The sequence below is a fragment of the Pseudoalteromonas sp. T1lg65 genome (assembly GCF_051930985.1).
Classification (GTDB): domain Bacteria; phylum Pseudomonadota; class Gammaproteobacteria; order Enterobacterales; family Alteromonadaceae; genus Pseudoalteromonas.
Map to the genome: position 1 here is coordinate 2,981,206 of NZ_CP196837.1, position 13,103 is coordinate 2,994,308.

Consider the following 13,103-nt stretch of genomic DNA (forward strand, 5'->3'; position numbering starts at 1 on the left):
ATTTTTATTTTTGACTGACCAGCTCTTTTATCGGGTAATGATTTGCATGCCTTAGACTTTGTAAGTCATCAAAACGTACTCCGTGCTTGGCCATCACTGGGCGTATTTTCTTACTTATTAATTGTCGAATATAAAACGGCTGATTTGGCACAAAATGATGAATTGTGTGAGTCCGACCAAAATCAAAACAAAAAAGCTGAAACGGTAAAAACCAACGGCTGGTGATCACATGCGTCTGCTCTAACACGTTACTGACACCACCATAGTAATGCATTGAAGAGGTGATCAGATTCAAAGACGTCGAACGGATAATATTTGGCACAATCAGTACTACCATTAAAAACTCAGCAACCGCAAGTAGCTCAGCTCCCCATTTGGGTAATTCAAATGGCTGAACAAGTTGCAGCGCATAATAAGCAACCACACCATATAAAATCGCAAAATACGCCGTCGCAATCGGGAAGCCTGCATTAAAGACCTGAAAAAATCTAAAACCGTTAATTTCTTTACTAAAACGCTTGGCGTTAATTAATAACCCTAGCAATCCATCGGTGACTACCACGGCCCTCAACCAAGGGGATTTAATGCCGTTCCCCACTAAACGCTCTTCTAAGTCTTGTTCAGTGCCAGATACTTTGTGATGGTGTAAATGGATAGTTCTGCGATACCAAGGGTTCACCGTATTTGGCCGCATCAACCATACCATTAGCATCATAAAATTATGTATAAATGGACAGTTGCTAAAATACTGCTTGTGGATGAGGTCATGCTCAAGTTCATGAGCAATAGAGGTAATAAACGCCACCAGAAGAATACACAGCCATGCAGGAATAAGCGCAAAGTAATAAAGCACAGCAACGCCAATTAATGAAAATAATGACAACAGCAAAATAACCATGGCTATCCCGTTTTGCTGATTTAAAATAGGATAACGCGCTCTAAGCAATTGCTCTTCGGCTTTAATCGCGCTAACTATCGCTGTTATGTTTTGCTTTGCGGTTAATGTTGGCATTGGTAATTTTGCTATCTTTTTGATGCCAATAGCATACCGAAAACCGTTTTGGCTCTCGAACAAATGCGTTAAAAAATACGAAAATTTAAGCCACGTTTAGGTTGTCTTCGCGTCAACATGCCTGCAATATCATCAGGTGATAACCTGCTCTTGAGTTTCAGGTCGGCTTTGTATACGAGCTTGCTTATAATAAAAGAGCAACGCGCTCTAATTAAAAAAGATACGAAAGGAAAGTTTATGCCATCAGCAAACTTACTCGCATTGCTCGATGATGTCGCTGCGCTGACCAAGCTAGCTGCAACCAAAACCGCTCCGGTACTCGGAGATGACCTTGCCGTCAATGCCGAGCAATTATCTGGCGGCATAAAGCCCGACAGAGAGCTTGCTGTAGTCTGGAAAGTCTTTAAAGGCTCAATGCTAAACAAGTTTATTTTAGTGCCAGTCGCTTTAGCATTTAGTTACTTTGCGCCGTTTATGATCCCCATTATGCTGATTTTAGGGGCGCTGTACTTGCTATTTGAAGGTGGAGAAAAAATTCTTCACGCCCTGTTTCATCGTCAGCAGCACCAGCAAGAAGCCGCTGAATTTGTAAAAGCGCTAGCAGATGAAAACGTCGACTTGGTTGAGTTTGAAAAAGACAAAATCAAAGGCGCGATTGTGACCGACTTTGTATTGTCGGCAGAAATAATCATTATCGCCCTTGGCGCCATTGCAGATCAGCCCTTTGAAAAACAAGCGATCGTACTGTCGTTCATTGGACTCGCGCTCACAATCGGCGTGTATGGCATTGTCGCCTTAATTGTAAAATTGGATGATATTGGCCTAGCAATGCTTAAAGACACAGGCAAAACCACACTGGCTGCAATTAAACGCGGACTAGGTAAAGGCCTACTCCATTTTGCCAATGGCCTAATGAAGTTTTTATCCGTCGCTGGCGTGCTGGCAATGCTGTTAGTTGGCGTTGATATTCTTGTTCACCAATTCCACCTGTTAGAAAGCATTGTTCACGCCACAGAACAACTGATGCCTACAATCAGCTGGCTGTTAAGTATCGTAGCAAAACTCGGCTTAGGTGCCGTGCTTGGCGTCGCCATCGCTGCGGTGTTGAGCCAACTGCAAGCCTTATTCAAAAAAGCCTAGATTCGGTATTCGTCGTGCTGACGAACGCAACAAAATGAAGGTGTTGCCTATGAGTTTCAGGTAACGACATAGCGCAACACCGACTTTATCGCATGTTAAGTTCTACCAGAGCGTGTTAATAGCTATCCCTCTCGTATTGCTTAAGTATGGTCAGCATATTCTCTGGAATTGGCGATTTTTGCCCAGTTTTCATATTAAACATCACCACAGTTGCATATCCCGTCGTACAAACTGCCTGCTGTGATTCACTAAACGCCTCGTAGCGCATGGTGAAGCGATCTTCTTTGATGTCGGTAATGTATGAACCAATATACAGGGTATCTGGAAATGTAACTGGTCGCTTGTATTGCGCATAAGTATCACGCAGAACAGGGCTATGAGTGGGCTCTGATAAAATAGAAAGTAAGCCAGTCTGTGTTAAGAAATCGATTCTCGCGGTTTCAAAATAGCGAAAATAAGACACGTTATTCACATGCCCCAACGCATCCATTTCTCCCCATACCACATTAATTTTGGTCGTAATTGCAAACTTCTCGAAAAATTCCTGCATCATGTTGCCTTTGATTATGGTTATTTACCCTGAGAGTAGCAACTCATCGTACCAGCAACAAGATTAACGAGATAGTTTTGAAGACCCGCAAATTATACCAATCCTCTTAACTAGTTGATCAATTTTGAGTCGAGAAAAGCAAGTTGATAACACCGCTCTCGCGTCCTGCTAACGCTTAGGTACCTACATCCGTATAGGCACCGCTATCGCATCCTGCTAACGCTTAGGTACCTACATCCGTATAGGCACCGCTATCGCGTCCTGCTAACGCTTAGGTACCTACATCCGTATAGGCAAGGCAAAAATTTTGCTATTTAGTTGTTCTAAATGAGAAATTTTTAACGCAGTTAGCAGCAGGTTTTATCTCTCAAATTGATCAGATGTTTATGCGGATTGGTATTATCAACAGTGGAGGCGGTCTTCTTAGATCAAGCTTTAGGTGCGTGTACAGTGCAAGACCTCACATGTAAAAAGCTTGATGATTCGTTTCTAGATTTCGTCAGGGTCGCGGTTTAAACCTGATATCATCAAATGCAATTTCCAACCACTGGCTACAACTGAGTGCGGGTGATCTTTGCATGCAAGGCTATTTCACAGCTATCACCCGCGATTAACGTTATGGGTACTTGTTGCTCTACTTTCGTTTGGTTGGATTTGTCAGGTATTTCAAAGTGAACTATTTGACTGAACGTACCTGAATATCGATATTGGTAATAACCTTTAAAGAAACTACGACCAGTATATTCTCTGATATAACCAGAAAACAAAAATTGGTAGGAAGGAGAATTTATCGCCTTGATTTCGAACGGTGTTTTTTGCGCGATTTTAAACTTATCAGAACCATTGTTACTTGTGAGTGTTGTTTCTGCGGCTTTCGGTTCTACCTCACTGAGTGTTATCCCGTTGATAGCCAACTCCCAGTAAACACCTTTTTTCTTCGGGTTTTGACACTTAGACATATCAAATTCAGTATAAACAGCGGTATAGCTATATTTTGCGGGGTTATTAGTAGAGCGCTTTAGTTGCTCAAGTAACGCTTTATTTTTACGTGCTTCTTCTGCCAATATTTTTAACGCTTCATCATTGTGTTGATTTTTATCGGCAGTGCTAGGTAGGTTTGTAATTTTAGTAATTTCATCGCTCATCACGATGAGCCGTTGCAGTACGTCGTTAGTATTACGTTCGATAACTGCGATATTGCTTTCCGTGGCTGATAACTTTTCTTCTAGATGCTTTTTATATTGGTTACCATTATTCGAAATTAACTGCTGCAAGTCCTCTTCACGCTGTTTAGCTTCTGCCTTGTTTTTCTCTTTCTCTTTTTCACCATCCATATGTGCCAACACAGCCAATACCGTGGAAATCACCATTAAAGGAATGACACTTACCCCCCATAGTGTAACCTTTTTCTTAGTCTCGCCGTTACCATCTGTGACGTCTTTAGTAATTGGGAAAAACTGCGTCAAAAAACCTAATATAAGTGTGATCCCGATCCCTAACACTTCATAGCTTTGTAATATCGAGTTAATAACAGATTGTAGTAATTCCATGTTCTCTCGCTTCTTTTTTCACTTTAGTTAGTTTAAGTACTAGACCAGAACCAATTTGACTTCTACACACCTAGTTCGTTAGCGCAACAGAATACCTGCTCCCAAGTTCCTGCGTGAAGATTAACAAGTTGTAAGTTGATATAAGCTAAGCACCATCCGACATGTTTTAACACAACTTCTCAGTGGTTTAAATTGATTCATTTCAGCTTAGGCTATGGAAATATGCCTATCGCGTTGGTTATCATCAACCTTTAGCAGCTTATTGGAAAAACGCTGCAGGGGTCAGCCGTTGAATCACCCATATTCTCTGCTATCTTTGTCTAAGCATCTTATTTTTTTAGAAAAGTCTACATGTTCAAATCCATGAAGCTTCCCTCATGTTTGCTGATATCCGCCACATTACTGTGCCATTCAGCAAATGCTGACGACGATACGAGCGCGCTTTTCGAGTTGTCTTTGGAAGACTTATTGAGCATGCAAATAACAACGGCTTCCAAACAAGCAGAATCGCTACGTGATACCAACGCCAGTATATCTGTCATTTCTCGTCAACAAATTGAACAGTTTGGCGCACAAAATTTGTTTGAAGTACTTGAGCGTATCGTGTCAGTAAACAGCAACTTTGGGGTGCTGACCGCTATCACCACCAGAGGAAGTAAGCCTTGGACGGGATTATTGCAACATCTAGGGTTAATTAATGGTAGACCATTTGGCAACCTTTCGGGTGCACATAACTTGTATACTTCCATCCCTTTGTCTTCTGTAGAGCGCATCGAATATATTCGCGGACCAGGCTCAGTGCTATACGGTACCAACGCCTATCAAGGCGTGTTTAATATCATCACCCGAAAACCATCTAAAGATGGCTGGGAAGCAGAGCAAAATATCACATGGGGTAGTTTTGCCACAAAACAACTTGATGGCAGTTACCTGTACCAAGAAAATGAGTTTAAAGCTGCAATACACCTGCTTTACAGCGATGTTGAAGGCTGGAATGCCAAAACCACCGATCCGATAACGCGCATCCCATACAGTAAAAAGGCGTTTCAAGATGACAAAACAATTCACGTAAACCTAAACTACCAAGATTGGGCTTTTTCTCACTTTCGAAACCTACAAGACAAATTCGCCAATTTTTGGGATGGTCCTGAAGCGCGATACATCCCTTGGTCTAAACGCCACCCTGCAACATTTACCAACCTCAGTTATCAATACCAATTTGATGATAACTGGCAATTGGAAAGTCATTACACCAATATCAAAAAAATCATGGAATGGAGCAGTGATGGCGTAGCTGATAGCGCGATCCGTATTCGCTCACCTTTTAATATAAGACTGCTCGAACTCAACCTAACTGGCAAACTGGCTGACGATACCAGCTTGCTGATTGGCGGTACTTACGAGCATCGCCGTGTGTATAGCGCCAGCACCATTCCTGATGCCAAAGAGCGCTATGCCAGTATTTACGGACAAATTAAATATGAGATAACGCCACAATTTAGCGTGGAACTTGGCGGGCAATATGTAACCTCTGTACAGCTGATTGATAATATTGATAATCAAGCCGATTTCATTCCAAGATTTGGACTGAGTTACCACTTTAATGAAGACTGGAGCGTCAAATTACGCCACGCTAAAGCGTTTCGTCACCCATCCTCAGGTGAACGCACCATAGAAACACCCGGCATTCAAAAAGGCACACCTGACTTAAATTCAGAGACAATCAATACCACAGAAGCTCAGCTTTTTTATCAAACCTCAGAGCAACTTTTTACTGCCACTATTTATAAAAGTGAAGAACATGATTTGATTTTACTTCGGCCTTCAGACGATCCAAACTTCGCGCTTGAAAATAAAAACAGCGGAGAGATTTCTTCGTATGGCATTGAGCTTGAATACAAACATCAGCTCACATCTCATTGGTATGCAGAGTTATCCGCAAGCCACCAACGTAATGAAGACAAAGCTGGAGTTGACAACACCAACTTATCCCCCAATAACAGCCTAAAAGTGGGCTTAGCCTATGACGATACAAATTGGCAAGTAGGAGCATACTGGCTCAGTTACTCTACATATCATGACAACATTTTGTTTGACCCAAACCGAGAGTTACTTAACCCACCAGCCAACGGTTACGATTGGCTGACACTCAAAATTACCCGCAAATTTACCGTTAACAATAACGATAGGCTCAGCGTCTCTCTTGAAATCAAAAACCTGTTGAACGAAACCGTTTATCAACCCAATGATACACCGGTATTTTACCCTCTAAACACCCTACCAGCACGAGAACAAAGAGGCGCCTTTTTATCATTCAATTACAAGTATTAATGGGGTCAGGGGTCGTATTAATGGGGTCAGAGTCGTTGATTCTCTATTTTCGAGCGTTATGAAATGATGCTGACTTCCTATCGCCCCCTTTAGGTGAAAACGGCCTGGGGTCAGGTCTTGCAATTTGCTAAACAACTAAGTGTGGAGAGAGGCAAAAAGCAAGATCTGACCCCTTTGATCGTAGCTAGACCAAGTATATTCAGCTGGGTGTTTAACCATGCCAGCTCTAACTGGGTTTAGCTCAATGTAACGACTGACCACTAGAAAGTAATTATCACTATCAACCAGTGTGGATTTAAAGCGCCCTTCCCAAAGTGTACCCGTACGTTTATACGTTTGGTTAAAATACCTGACGTAATAGCGCCCTAGTGACTGCATCAGCTTACTTACACCGTTCGGTGTGGTTGGTGTAGCCAGTAAATGTACGTGATTCGTCATAAGCACGAATGCATGAACTTTAACGTTGTACTCTTTGGCGTAATACTTTAGCTTTTCGAGATAAATGACATAGTCATCAGGTTCAACAAAAGTAATTTGCCTATTGTTGCCCCGTTGAACAATATGCTGCGGTATATTCGGAAGGTTTAATCGAGGTAAACGTGCCATAACTTAAACTAGTCCATTAGTTTATCGTTATATCAGTATAGCTAAGCTAATCAGAAATAAGCGGAATCAAAATCAACAACTCTGACCCCTTTGATTAATTTGCCTATTGTTGCCGCGTTGAACAATATGCTGCGGTATATTTGGAAGGTTTAATCGAGGTAAACGTGCCATAACTTAAACTAGTCCATTAGTTTGTCGTTATATCAGTATAGCTAAGCTAATCAGAAATAAGCGGAATCAAAATCAACGACTCTGACCCCATTGATCTCGAGCTTCATCAATTCGCTTTTTCCATTCTCTAAGTTTAATTAACTCTTTTTGATTAATTCTGTAATTAACTTTACCCATACAACCTGTAGCCACCTAATATTTCTATAGCTAAACATATATATGAGACAAAACAAAAGATCAAAAACAACAATTAAATTCAATCACTTATATAATATATCAATAAATATAAGGACTGTCATTTTTATATTTTCATGTTATTGATTTCACTTAGAATCGCGTTTTTGGCATTTTGTATTTTTATGGATATTAATAGCTAATATGAATATAAATGTTTTTTATTGAACCAAATGTTCTAAAGAAAAGTTAATTTTTTGCTAAATAAGAAAGTTGATTTAACGGATGACAACACAATAAAGCAAAGAGGTTAAAATAAAGAAGCCGATTTAGAATGAGAAAATAATAAAAACAAACTTTTCAATTACATGATTGAATTGCTGTGATTTGATCTGCGCGTAAGAGTCCAGAGCAAATTGAGAAGATAGTTACTTTTACATGTATGACCAAAATATTTTAATCAACTAACTTCTCTTTACTATTTATACACTGCCAAATAGGCTCTTCATCTTCCCACCAAACTAGACTAATAAACATGTTTTCATGGTACTGAAAGGCGTGTTCATGAACTGTTGCATCATCTGCCCAACCTTCTCTGCACCACACGCTGCCATCTACTTCACCAGCACTAGATTTAACACCATTGAATATCAAATCATGAATCTTCGATCCTTGTGGTGCTGTATTGGTAGGAAAGAAGCTTCCAGGCAAAATACTATTTTTGTGGAACAGATATCGGCTGCCATCTTTACGATAGATAACAAAGTGGCCCATGTGATGATCGCTGGTAATAACACGACGCATGGTCATCATAAAGCTTGTGTCGAAGGCTGACTTAACAGAACTCATTAAGTCTAAGTCGAGGCGGCTACCTGTTAAATGGTCTTTCAACAAGTAACTCGGCACAAGCAGTTCAGACGCATAACTATTGGCAATATTTTCACGATGTTTAGATACACCGCTAGGATTCTCCATATCACTGTGTGAGCACAAGTTGCCGACTTTTCCTCGATCTCTGAACCAATGACCAAGCTCATGTCCAACTGAAAAGCGCTTTCTCGGTGTATCGCTGGCTGAATTGACAGTGATAGTCGCTTTATCCCCTGCGCCAATAATCATTGCTTCGCAACCATTTAGAGGTCTTTCTAATACGATTGCCTGATGTTCATATGCAATTGCTTCAATATCAATTTCTTTTGGCTCTGAAATTGCAAATTCGTCTATGTATAACGATTCGACAAAATCCTTAATTATCTTTATCGTCAAATTCAATCACTCCCATAGCTATCAAGTTTGCAACTATCTGATTTGCATCTTCATCTTTGAATTCTTTGCCCTCTCGAAAGGCTAATGTTAGATTGTCTGGCAGCTTTTGTTGTATTAACAGTTCAATAAGAACCTCTTTGGCATCTTTCCCTTTCTTCGCCAAATACCCTGCTACATCAACTATTTCATGTTTTTTCTTTTCAGCCTCTAATTTTGCTCTTGCTTCCGTAAGCCTTACTTTTTTGTAATGCTGTTTGCACTCTTTCACACGATGCAGAAAACGTGCTTGAGTCACATTGATTTCATTAGAAGTTAGCTTGTGTTCAGCAATAAGCTCACTAATGGGACTGTTGGCAATATGCTCGATCATGATATCGTCGAGCAAATTGTTCATCTCTTTGTTAGCCATCATCCAGCCTCCTTTAAGTACTTTTGTCCATTCCTTACAATACGCCTACGAGTTGTGTCATAGGCAGTTTCGTCACCTGCAAATACTGACTTCACAATTTCTGATTTATTCTGGCCTTCCTGTGTAGCGGCCAAAAATCTCATAGCATCATCATCCTGACTAAAGATACTCATCAAAATTCCCCATCTTGGGTCGGTACCTTCTTCACTATCACCATTGGTATCGGCGATTGTTTCGCAGTAACCATCAATTGATTCTGAGTGTTTAAAAACCTTTTCTGGATTTCGTTCAGCCATTCCGTTGCAAATACTCCGAATCACATTACCAATTGTGACTGTAAGGGGGATATCTTTTGGCACATGCCTGGTATCGCCGAGAATCCGCATTAATGCTTCGTTGAATACCTCATCAGCTTCAACTGTCAGTCCTGACTTTTTTACAAGGCACTTAGACAAGATTGTTGTTCTTGTTAGTACCTCATCAGTATTTGACTCCAGCGCCTGCAAAATTTCATCGACCGTGTAGTAGTCGTAGTCCTTCATTTGCTACTCCCTAAGACGGACAAAAATAATTTTCTGGACATTGTCCAGTTTTAAACCTGAGTTCCGCCTTTGTAAATAGGACAGAACTGAATATTTAGATGTTACCTAATTAATGAGGATAAAAATATATGCCAAACGCAAATACGCATATGTTGGTTGGTGCTGGAGTGAGCATGACCGCCGCTCTACTGGATGAGAAAAAGCATTCAGTTAGCCATCATATTGCCATTGCTCCTGCTGTTGGAGCCTTAATGGGAAAGCTGCCGGACATCTTAGAGCCTGCATTTCATCCCAATCACAGACAGTTTTTCCATGGTGTGACTGTACTGACAATGCTGACCACTTGTGTAGTCAAAGCTTATCGGTGGTCCCCTGAAGAGTCGTCCGAAAAATTTATCAGAGGGTTAATGTTGATTGCTGGGGTAGCTTACCTCAGTCACTTAATATGTGATGCTTCAACGCCAAAGGGCCTTCCTTTGCTTGGGAAACTTTGATGGAGGTAGGCCATGACTGCGCTATTTACTAATGCCCGAGGGTTAAGCGAGCACAAAAAATCCATGTTGGTGGAGATGTTGGACTCGGTATTTGACAACCTCGACCTTACTAAAACACAGCGAGAGAGAATTGAAACAGCCTATAAAGCTGTTGGTAATTATCTAGCGAGCTGCGACCATCCTTTACTGAAAGATACTCAGATATACCCTCAGGGGTCCATGAGGTTGAGAACAACAAACAAGCCATTATCTCAGGAAGAGTTTGACGTAGATCTCATCCTGTTTTTGCCACACGCGGGATATGCGACACGAGACGAAATTGTCAAAGTGGTTAAACAACATCTATTGGATAGCGATATATATAAGGACCTCGTGGAAGATCTACCAAGGGGTCTTCGGATTAATTACAAAGGCGATTACCACTTAGACATTACACCTGCGAAGAAATATAACCTTCCGAGATCGCAGGGCCATCCACTGTGGGTAGTTGATAAACATACTGGCTTCAAAGAGTCCAATCCAGAAGGGATGGCTCAAGGGTTTGATGAAGCCTGTTCCATGCTACCAGTAATACGTAGAAGGCATGTATTTCTAGAGGCCTTGAACAAATCCGTTACCGAGTTACCTGATCAGTCAAAAAAGAAGCCGCTCAATCGGATTATCCAAATTTTGAAACGCCATCGAGATGTTTGGTCTCAGCAAGACGGAAATTTACACGCTGATTTCAGACCAATCTCTGTGATAGTTACAATGTTAGCCAGTTTAGCCTACGTAGAGGTCGTAAAGTCAGGAAAAGAATATGACAACGAGCTTGACTTGATCCTAGACGTTATCGAACTGATGCCTCTACATATTGAGAGCAGTTTTGATGAGATCCTTATTACAAATCCCACGATGAGACCTGAAAACTACGCTGAAAAGTGGAATCGTGTCGAAAAGCTAGAGGGACAAAAATACCGGAAGGCATTTTATGCTTGGCACCAGGCAGCTGTAGATACATTTGAGAGTCTGGCGGATGCCAACAATCAAGGTATGGATAACGTTTTCGCTGCGCTGTCCGGTGCATTCGGACAAAGGCCTGTACTTGCCGCCAAAGACCAAATTATCAAATCCTTAAATGCAAATAGGAACAATGGAAATCTAGGCGTTGCACTGGGTACGGGGGCGATAACAGCAGCCATCGCAGGAAAAGCACATTCGGCTTCGCGAGTTGTTACCCCTGTTGTGCCGGTTAAAAGGAATCAGTTCTATGGGGACTGACCCTTCGTTCTTAAGGAGGCTGGAGCAGCCTATAATTGGTATACGCGAACAGTATCTGGCTCTGAAGCAGTTTTGCCCTGGAACAGTAATGATTTCTGATAATGACAAAACGGTTCAGTGGGTGGGAAAGATTCAGCCACTGCCATTTTCTAGGGAATACCAGGTGGTTATTCGATATACCCTCAGTCATCCTCCCGTTTGTGTAGTTAGAGATCCTGATTTATCAACCTTGGCTCAAGGCCGAAAGATACCTCATATCTACCAGAATCAAACTGGTATTAAAGGCATTCAACTCTGCCTCTACTTACCAGTGGTTAAACAAAAGAACAAAGTCAGCGAATGGCAACCAACAATGTTTTTGGCAAACACAATTCTGCCGTGGGCTTCTATGTGGCTAGTGTACTTTGAGTTCTGGTTATCCAGCGGTGAATGGGACGGCGGTGGTATTGAACATGATGTGATTGAAGAGAGCGGAAGATGAAAGAAGCTATCAGTTATTTTGTTAAAAAAGCGGCAGATTGGTTATTTAGGAAGCGTTCACCTGCATTGAAGGTTTTCAGGGCCGGGGTTTACTTGTTACCCCTGACGTTAGCTGGGAGTTGGGCTATTTCGGTCATGTACAAAGATGCAGAGAGAACCTTGTCGTTGGGCTATCAATCTTCAAGCACAGCGCAGTTTATTATAGGTACTTGTTTATTCGTTGAAATCGGGTTGATTGTGCTCGGGGCTTTTTGGGAATACCAGCGTTATCGGGACGAAAAAAAGCGGAACGACAAAAAGAAAACCATAGTCATCGAACAGAGAGGCTTAGTCGATACATCGGATTCACCATTAAGTGAGTTTATAAAAAACAAGTGTTCATGGCGGGTCGAATCAATAGTCAATGACATCCGAGAAAAGATTACTGATAGCGTAATCACTAGACCTGATGTGGCGTTAGCTAGAGTTAATAATTTGAAAATGAGTCTGTCAGAGAAGACGGCTCAGTCAGCGGCGTCTGATATTTCAATCTCCTATGGCGGAGTTTCGCCAGTTCCATTTACGTTTTATACCGGCTACCTGCTGGATGATGAAAGCCAAATCTCTGTTTATGACTGGGATAGAGATATTGCGGACTGGCGAGGACTGGATGGTGTTGACGACGGCGAGCAATTCACCATTGAACCCTCATCGGTCAAAGGTAATTCCGTTGTGCTCGCGGTCTCGGTGTCATACCCCGTTGATAGGCAGGCTATTGCTTCGGTTTTCTCTGGGTTGCCGGTTCATTGTTTGTCGCTACTTTCACTAGACAGAAACAACCACTGGTCGAAAGAAAAACAAGACCGTCTAAGCGGGGAATTCCTTGAATATTGCAAAGAACTGCTGGGGCAAGGGGTAGAACACATTCATTTGGTGTTGGCCTCACAAAACAGTGTGGCGTTCAGATTTGGACAGGCCTATGACAAACGCAATCTGCCCAGCGTATCAGTTTATCAATACGAACGTCACCAATCGGTAAGATATCCCTGGAGCTTGCTCATTCCCCATGAAGTAGGTGGAATACCGTCAGTCGTTCAAACTGAATTCAAGCATGTCGCTTGATGTTTAACCGTGGAAAA

General features: G+C 41.7%; 12 protein-coding genes and 1 pseudogene. 6 read left to right on the forward strand and 7 right to left on the reverse strand.

Features of this window, described 5'->3' with window-relative positions; genetic code table 11:
- Positions 1 to 4: 4 nt before the first annotated feature.
- A complete protein-coding gene (locus ACSLBF_RS13140) occupies positions 5 to 1,012 on the reverse strand; it encodes a fatty acid desaturase (protein ID WP_440053828.1) in 1,008 nt (335 codons plus the stop codon).
- A 237-nt stretch (positions 1,013 to 1,249) separates the two neighbouring features.
- On the opposite strand from ACSLBF_RS13140, the gene ACSLBF_RS13145 reads away from it, so the two are divergent.
- On the forward strand, positions 1,250 to 2,152 hold the full coding sequence (locus tag ACSLBF_RS13145) for a DUF808 domain-containing protein (protein WP_440053829.1): 903 nt from the start codon (positions 1,250 to 1,252) through the stop codon (positions 2,150 to 2,152).
- Between the two features lie 115 nt (positions 2,153 to 2,267).
- Here the strand turns inward: ACSLBF_RS13145 and ACSLBF_RS13150 are convergent, their stop codons facing one another.
- Both ACSLBF_RS13150 and ACSLBF_RS13155 read right to left on the reverse strand, forming a co-directional pair.
- Entirely contained in the window at positions 2,268 to 2,702 is a 435-nt protein-coding gene (locus ACSLBF_RS13150) for an acyl-CoA thioesterase (protein ID WP_440056237.1), read from the reverse strand.
- A 551-nt stretch (positions 2,703 to 3,253) separates the two neighbouring features.
- Positions 3,254 to 4,252, reverse strand: coding sequence for a hypothetical protein (locus ACSLBF_RS13155; RefSeq protein WP_440053830.1), 999 nt, complete (start codon positions 4,250 to 4,252; stop codon positions 3,254 to 3,256).
- Between the two features lie 351 nt (positions 4,253 to 4,603).
- Here ACSLBF_RS13155 and ACSLBF_RS13160 point away from each other — a divergent pair, with 351 nt between their 5' ends.
- Entirely contained in the window at positions 4,604 to 6,583 is a 1,980-nt protein-coding gene (locus tag ACSLBF_RS13160; RefSeq protein WP_440053831.1) for a TonB-dependent receptor plug domain-containing protein, read from the forward strand.
- 180 nt (positions 6,584 to 6,763) lie between these two features.
- Here ACSLBF_RS13160 and ACSLBF_RS13165 read toward each other — a convergent pair.
- From ACSLBF_RS13165 to ACSLBF_RS13180, 4 genes and pseudogenes are all read right to left on the reverse strand, one after another.
- Positions 6,764 to 7,189 (reverse strand): annotated as a pseudogene (locus tag ACSLBF_RS13165) (transposase); the annotation flags it as partial.
- Positions 7,190 to 7,990: 801 nt separating this feature from the next.
- Positions 7,991 to 8,800: an ImmA/IrrE family metallo-endopeptidase gene (locus tag ACSLBF_RS13170; protein ID WP_105174766.1), complete on the reverse strand. Its 810-nt coding sequence runs from the start codon at positions 8,798 to 8,800 to the stop codon at positions 7,991 to 7,993.
- Entirely contained in the window at positions 8,781 to 9,212 is a 432-nt protein-coding gene (locus tag ACSLBF_RS13175; RefSeq protein WP_105174767.1) for a hypothetical protein, read from the reverse strand. The genes ACSLBF_RS13170 and ACSLBF_RS13175 overlap by 20 nt, the downstream gene beginning before the upstream one ends.
- Positions 9,209 to 9,751 (reverse strand): hypothetical protein, encoded by a 543-nt coding sequence (locus ACSLBF_RS13180; RefSeq protein WP_440053832.1) that lies wholly within the window; start codon positions 9,749 to 9,751, stop codon positions 9,209 to 9,211. Before ACSLBF_RS13180 ends, ACSLBF_RS13175 begins: the two co-directional genes overlap by 4 nt.
- A 128-nt stretch (positions 9,752 to 9,879) precedes the next feature.
- Here ACSLBF_RS13180 and ACSLBF_RS13185 point away from each other — a divergent pair, with 128 nt between their 5' ends.
- The 4 genes from ACSLBF_RS13185 to ACSLBF_RS13200 all read left to right on the forward strand — a co-directional run bounded on the left by ACSLBF_RS13185 (position 9,880) and on the right by ACSLBF_RS13200 (position 13,086).
- The gene (locus tag ACSLBF_RS13185) at positions 9,880 to 10,245 is read left to right on the forward strand and encodes a metal-dependent hydrolase (RefSeq protein ID WP_105174769.1); all 366 of its coding nucleotides are present in this window, start codon (positions 9,880 to 9,882) and stop codon (positions 10,243 to 10,245) included.
- Between the two features lie 12 nt (positions 10,246 to 10,257).
- Positions 10,258 to 11,505 (forward strand): nucleotidyltransferase domain-containing protein, encoded by a 1,248-nt coding sequence (locus ACSLBF_RS13190; protein WP_440053833.1) that lies wholly within the window; start codon positions 10,258 to 10,260, stop codon positions 11,503 to 11,505.
- A gap of 88 nt (positions 11,506 to 11,593) precedes the next feature.
- Positions 11,594 to 11,986: a hypothetical protein gene (locus ACSLBF_RS13195; protein ID WP_440053834.1), complete on the forward strand. Its 393-nt coding sequence runs from the start codon at positions 11,594 to 11,596 to the stop codon at positions 11,984 to 11,986.
- A complete protein-coding gene (locus tag ACSLBF_RS13200) occupies positions 11,983 to 13,086 on the forward strand; it encodes an SAVED domain-containing protein (protein WP_440053835.1) in 1,104 nt (367 codons plus the stop codon). The genes ACSLBF_RS13195 and ACSLBF_RS13200 overlap by 4 nt, the downstream gene beginning before the upstream one ends.
- Positions 13,087 to 13,103: the final 17 nt, after the last annotated feature.

Bases quoted from the DNA above. Each gene is read 5' to 3' on its own strand.
- ACSLBF_RS13140 (WP_440053828.1), bottom strand. From the start codon at position 1,012: ATGCCAACATTAACCGCAAAGCAAAACATAACAGCGATAGTTAGCGCG.
- ACSLBF_RS13145 (WP_440053829.1), top strand. From the start codon at position 1,250: ATGCCATCAGCAAACTTACTCGCATTGCTCGATGATGTCGCTGCGCTG.
- ACSLBF_RS13150 (WP_440056237.1), bottom strand. From the start codon at position 2,702: ATGCAGGAATTTTTCGAGAAGTTTGCAATTACGACCAAAATTAATGTG.
- ACSLBF_RS13155 (WP_440053830.1), bottom strand. From the start codon at position 4,252: ATGGAATTACTACAATCTGTTATTAACTCGATATTACAAAGCTATGAA.
- ACSLBF_RS13160 (WP_440053831.1), top strand. From the start codon at position 4,604: ATGTTCAAATCCATGAAGCTTCCCTCATGTTTGCTGATATCCGCCACA.
- ACSLBF_RS13175 (WP_105174767.1), bottom strand. From the start codon at position 9,212: ATGATGGCTAACAAAGAGATGAACAATTTGCTCGACGATATCATGATC.
- ACSLBF_RS13180 (WP_440053832.1), bottom strand. From the start codon at position 9,751: ATGAAGGACTACGACTACTACACGGTCGATGAAATTTTGCAGGCGCTG.
- ACSLBF_RS13185 (WP_105174769.1), top strand. From the start codon at position 9,880: ATGCCAAACGCAAATACGCATATGTTGGTTGGTGCTGGAGTGAGCATG.
- ACSLBF_RS13190 (WP_440053833.1), top strand. From the start codon at position 10,258: ATGACTGCGCTATTTACTAATGCCCGAGGGTTAAGCGAGCACAAAAAA.
- ACSLBF_RS13195 (WP_440053834.1), top strand. From the start codon at position 11,594: ATGATTTCTGATAATGACAAAACGGTTCAGTGGGTGGGAAAGATTCAG.
- ACSLBF_RS13200 (WP_440053835.1), top strand. From the start codon at position 11,983: ATGAAAGAAGCTATCAGTTATTTTGTTAAAAAAGCGGCAGATTGGTTA.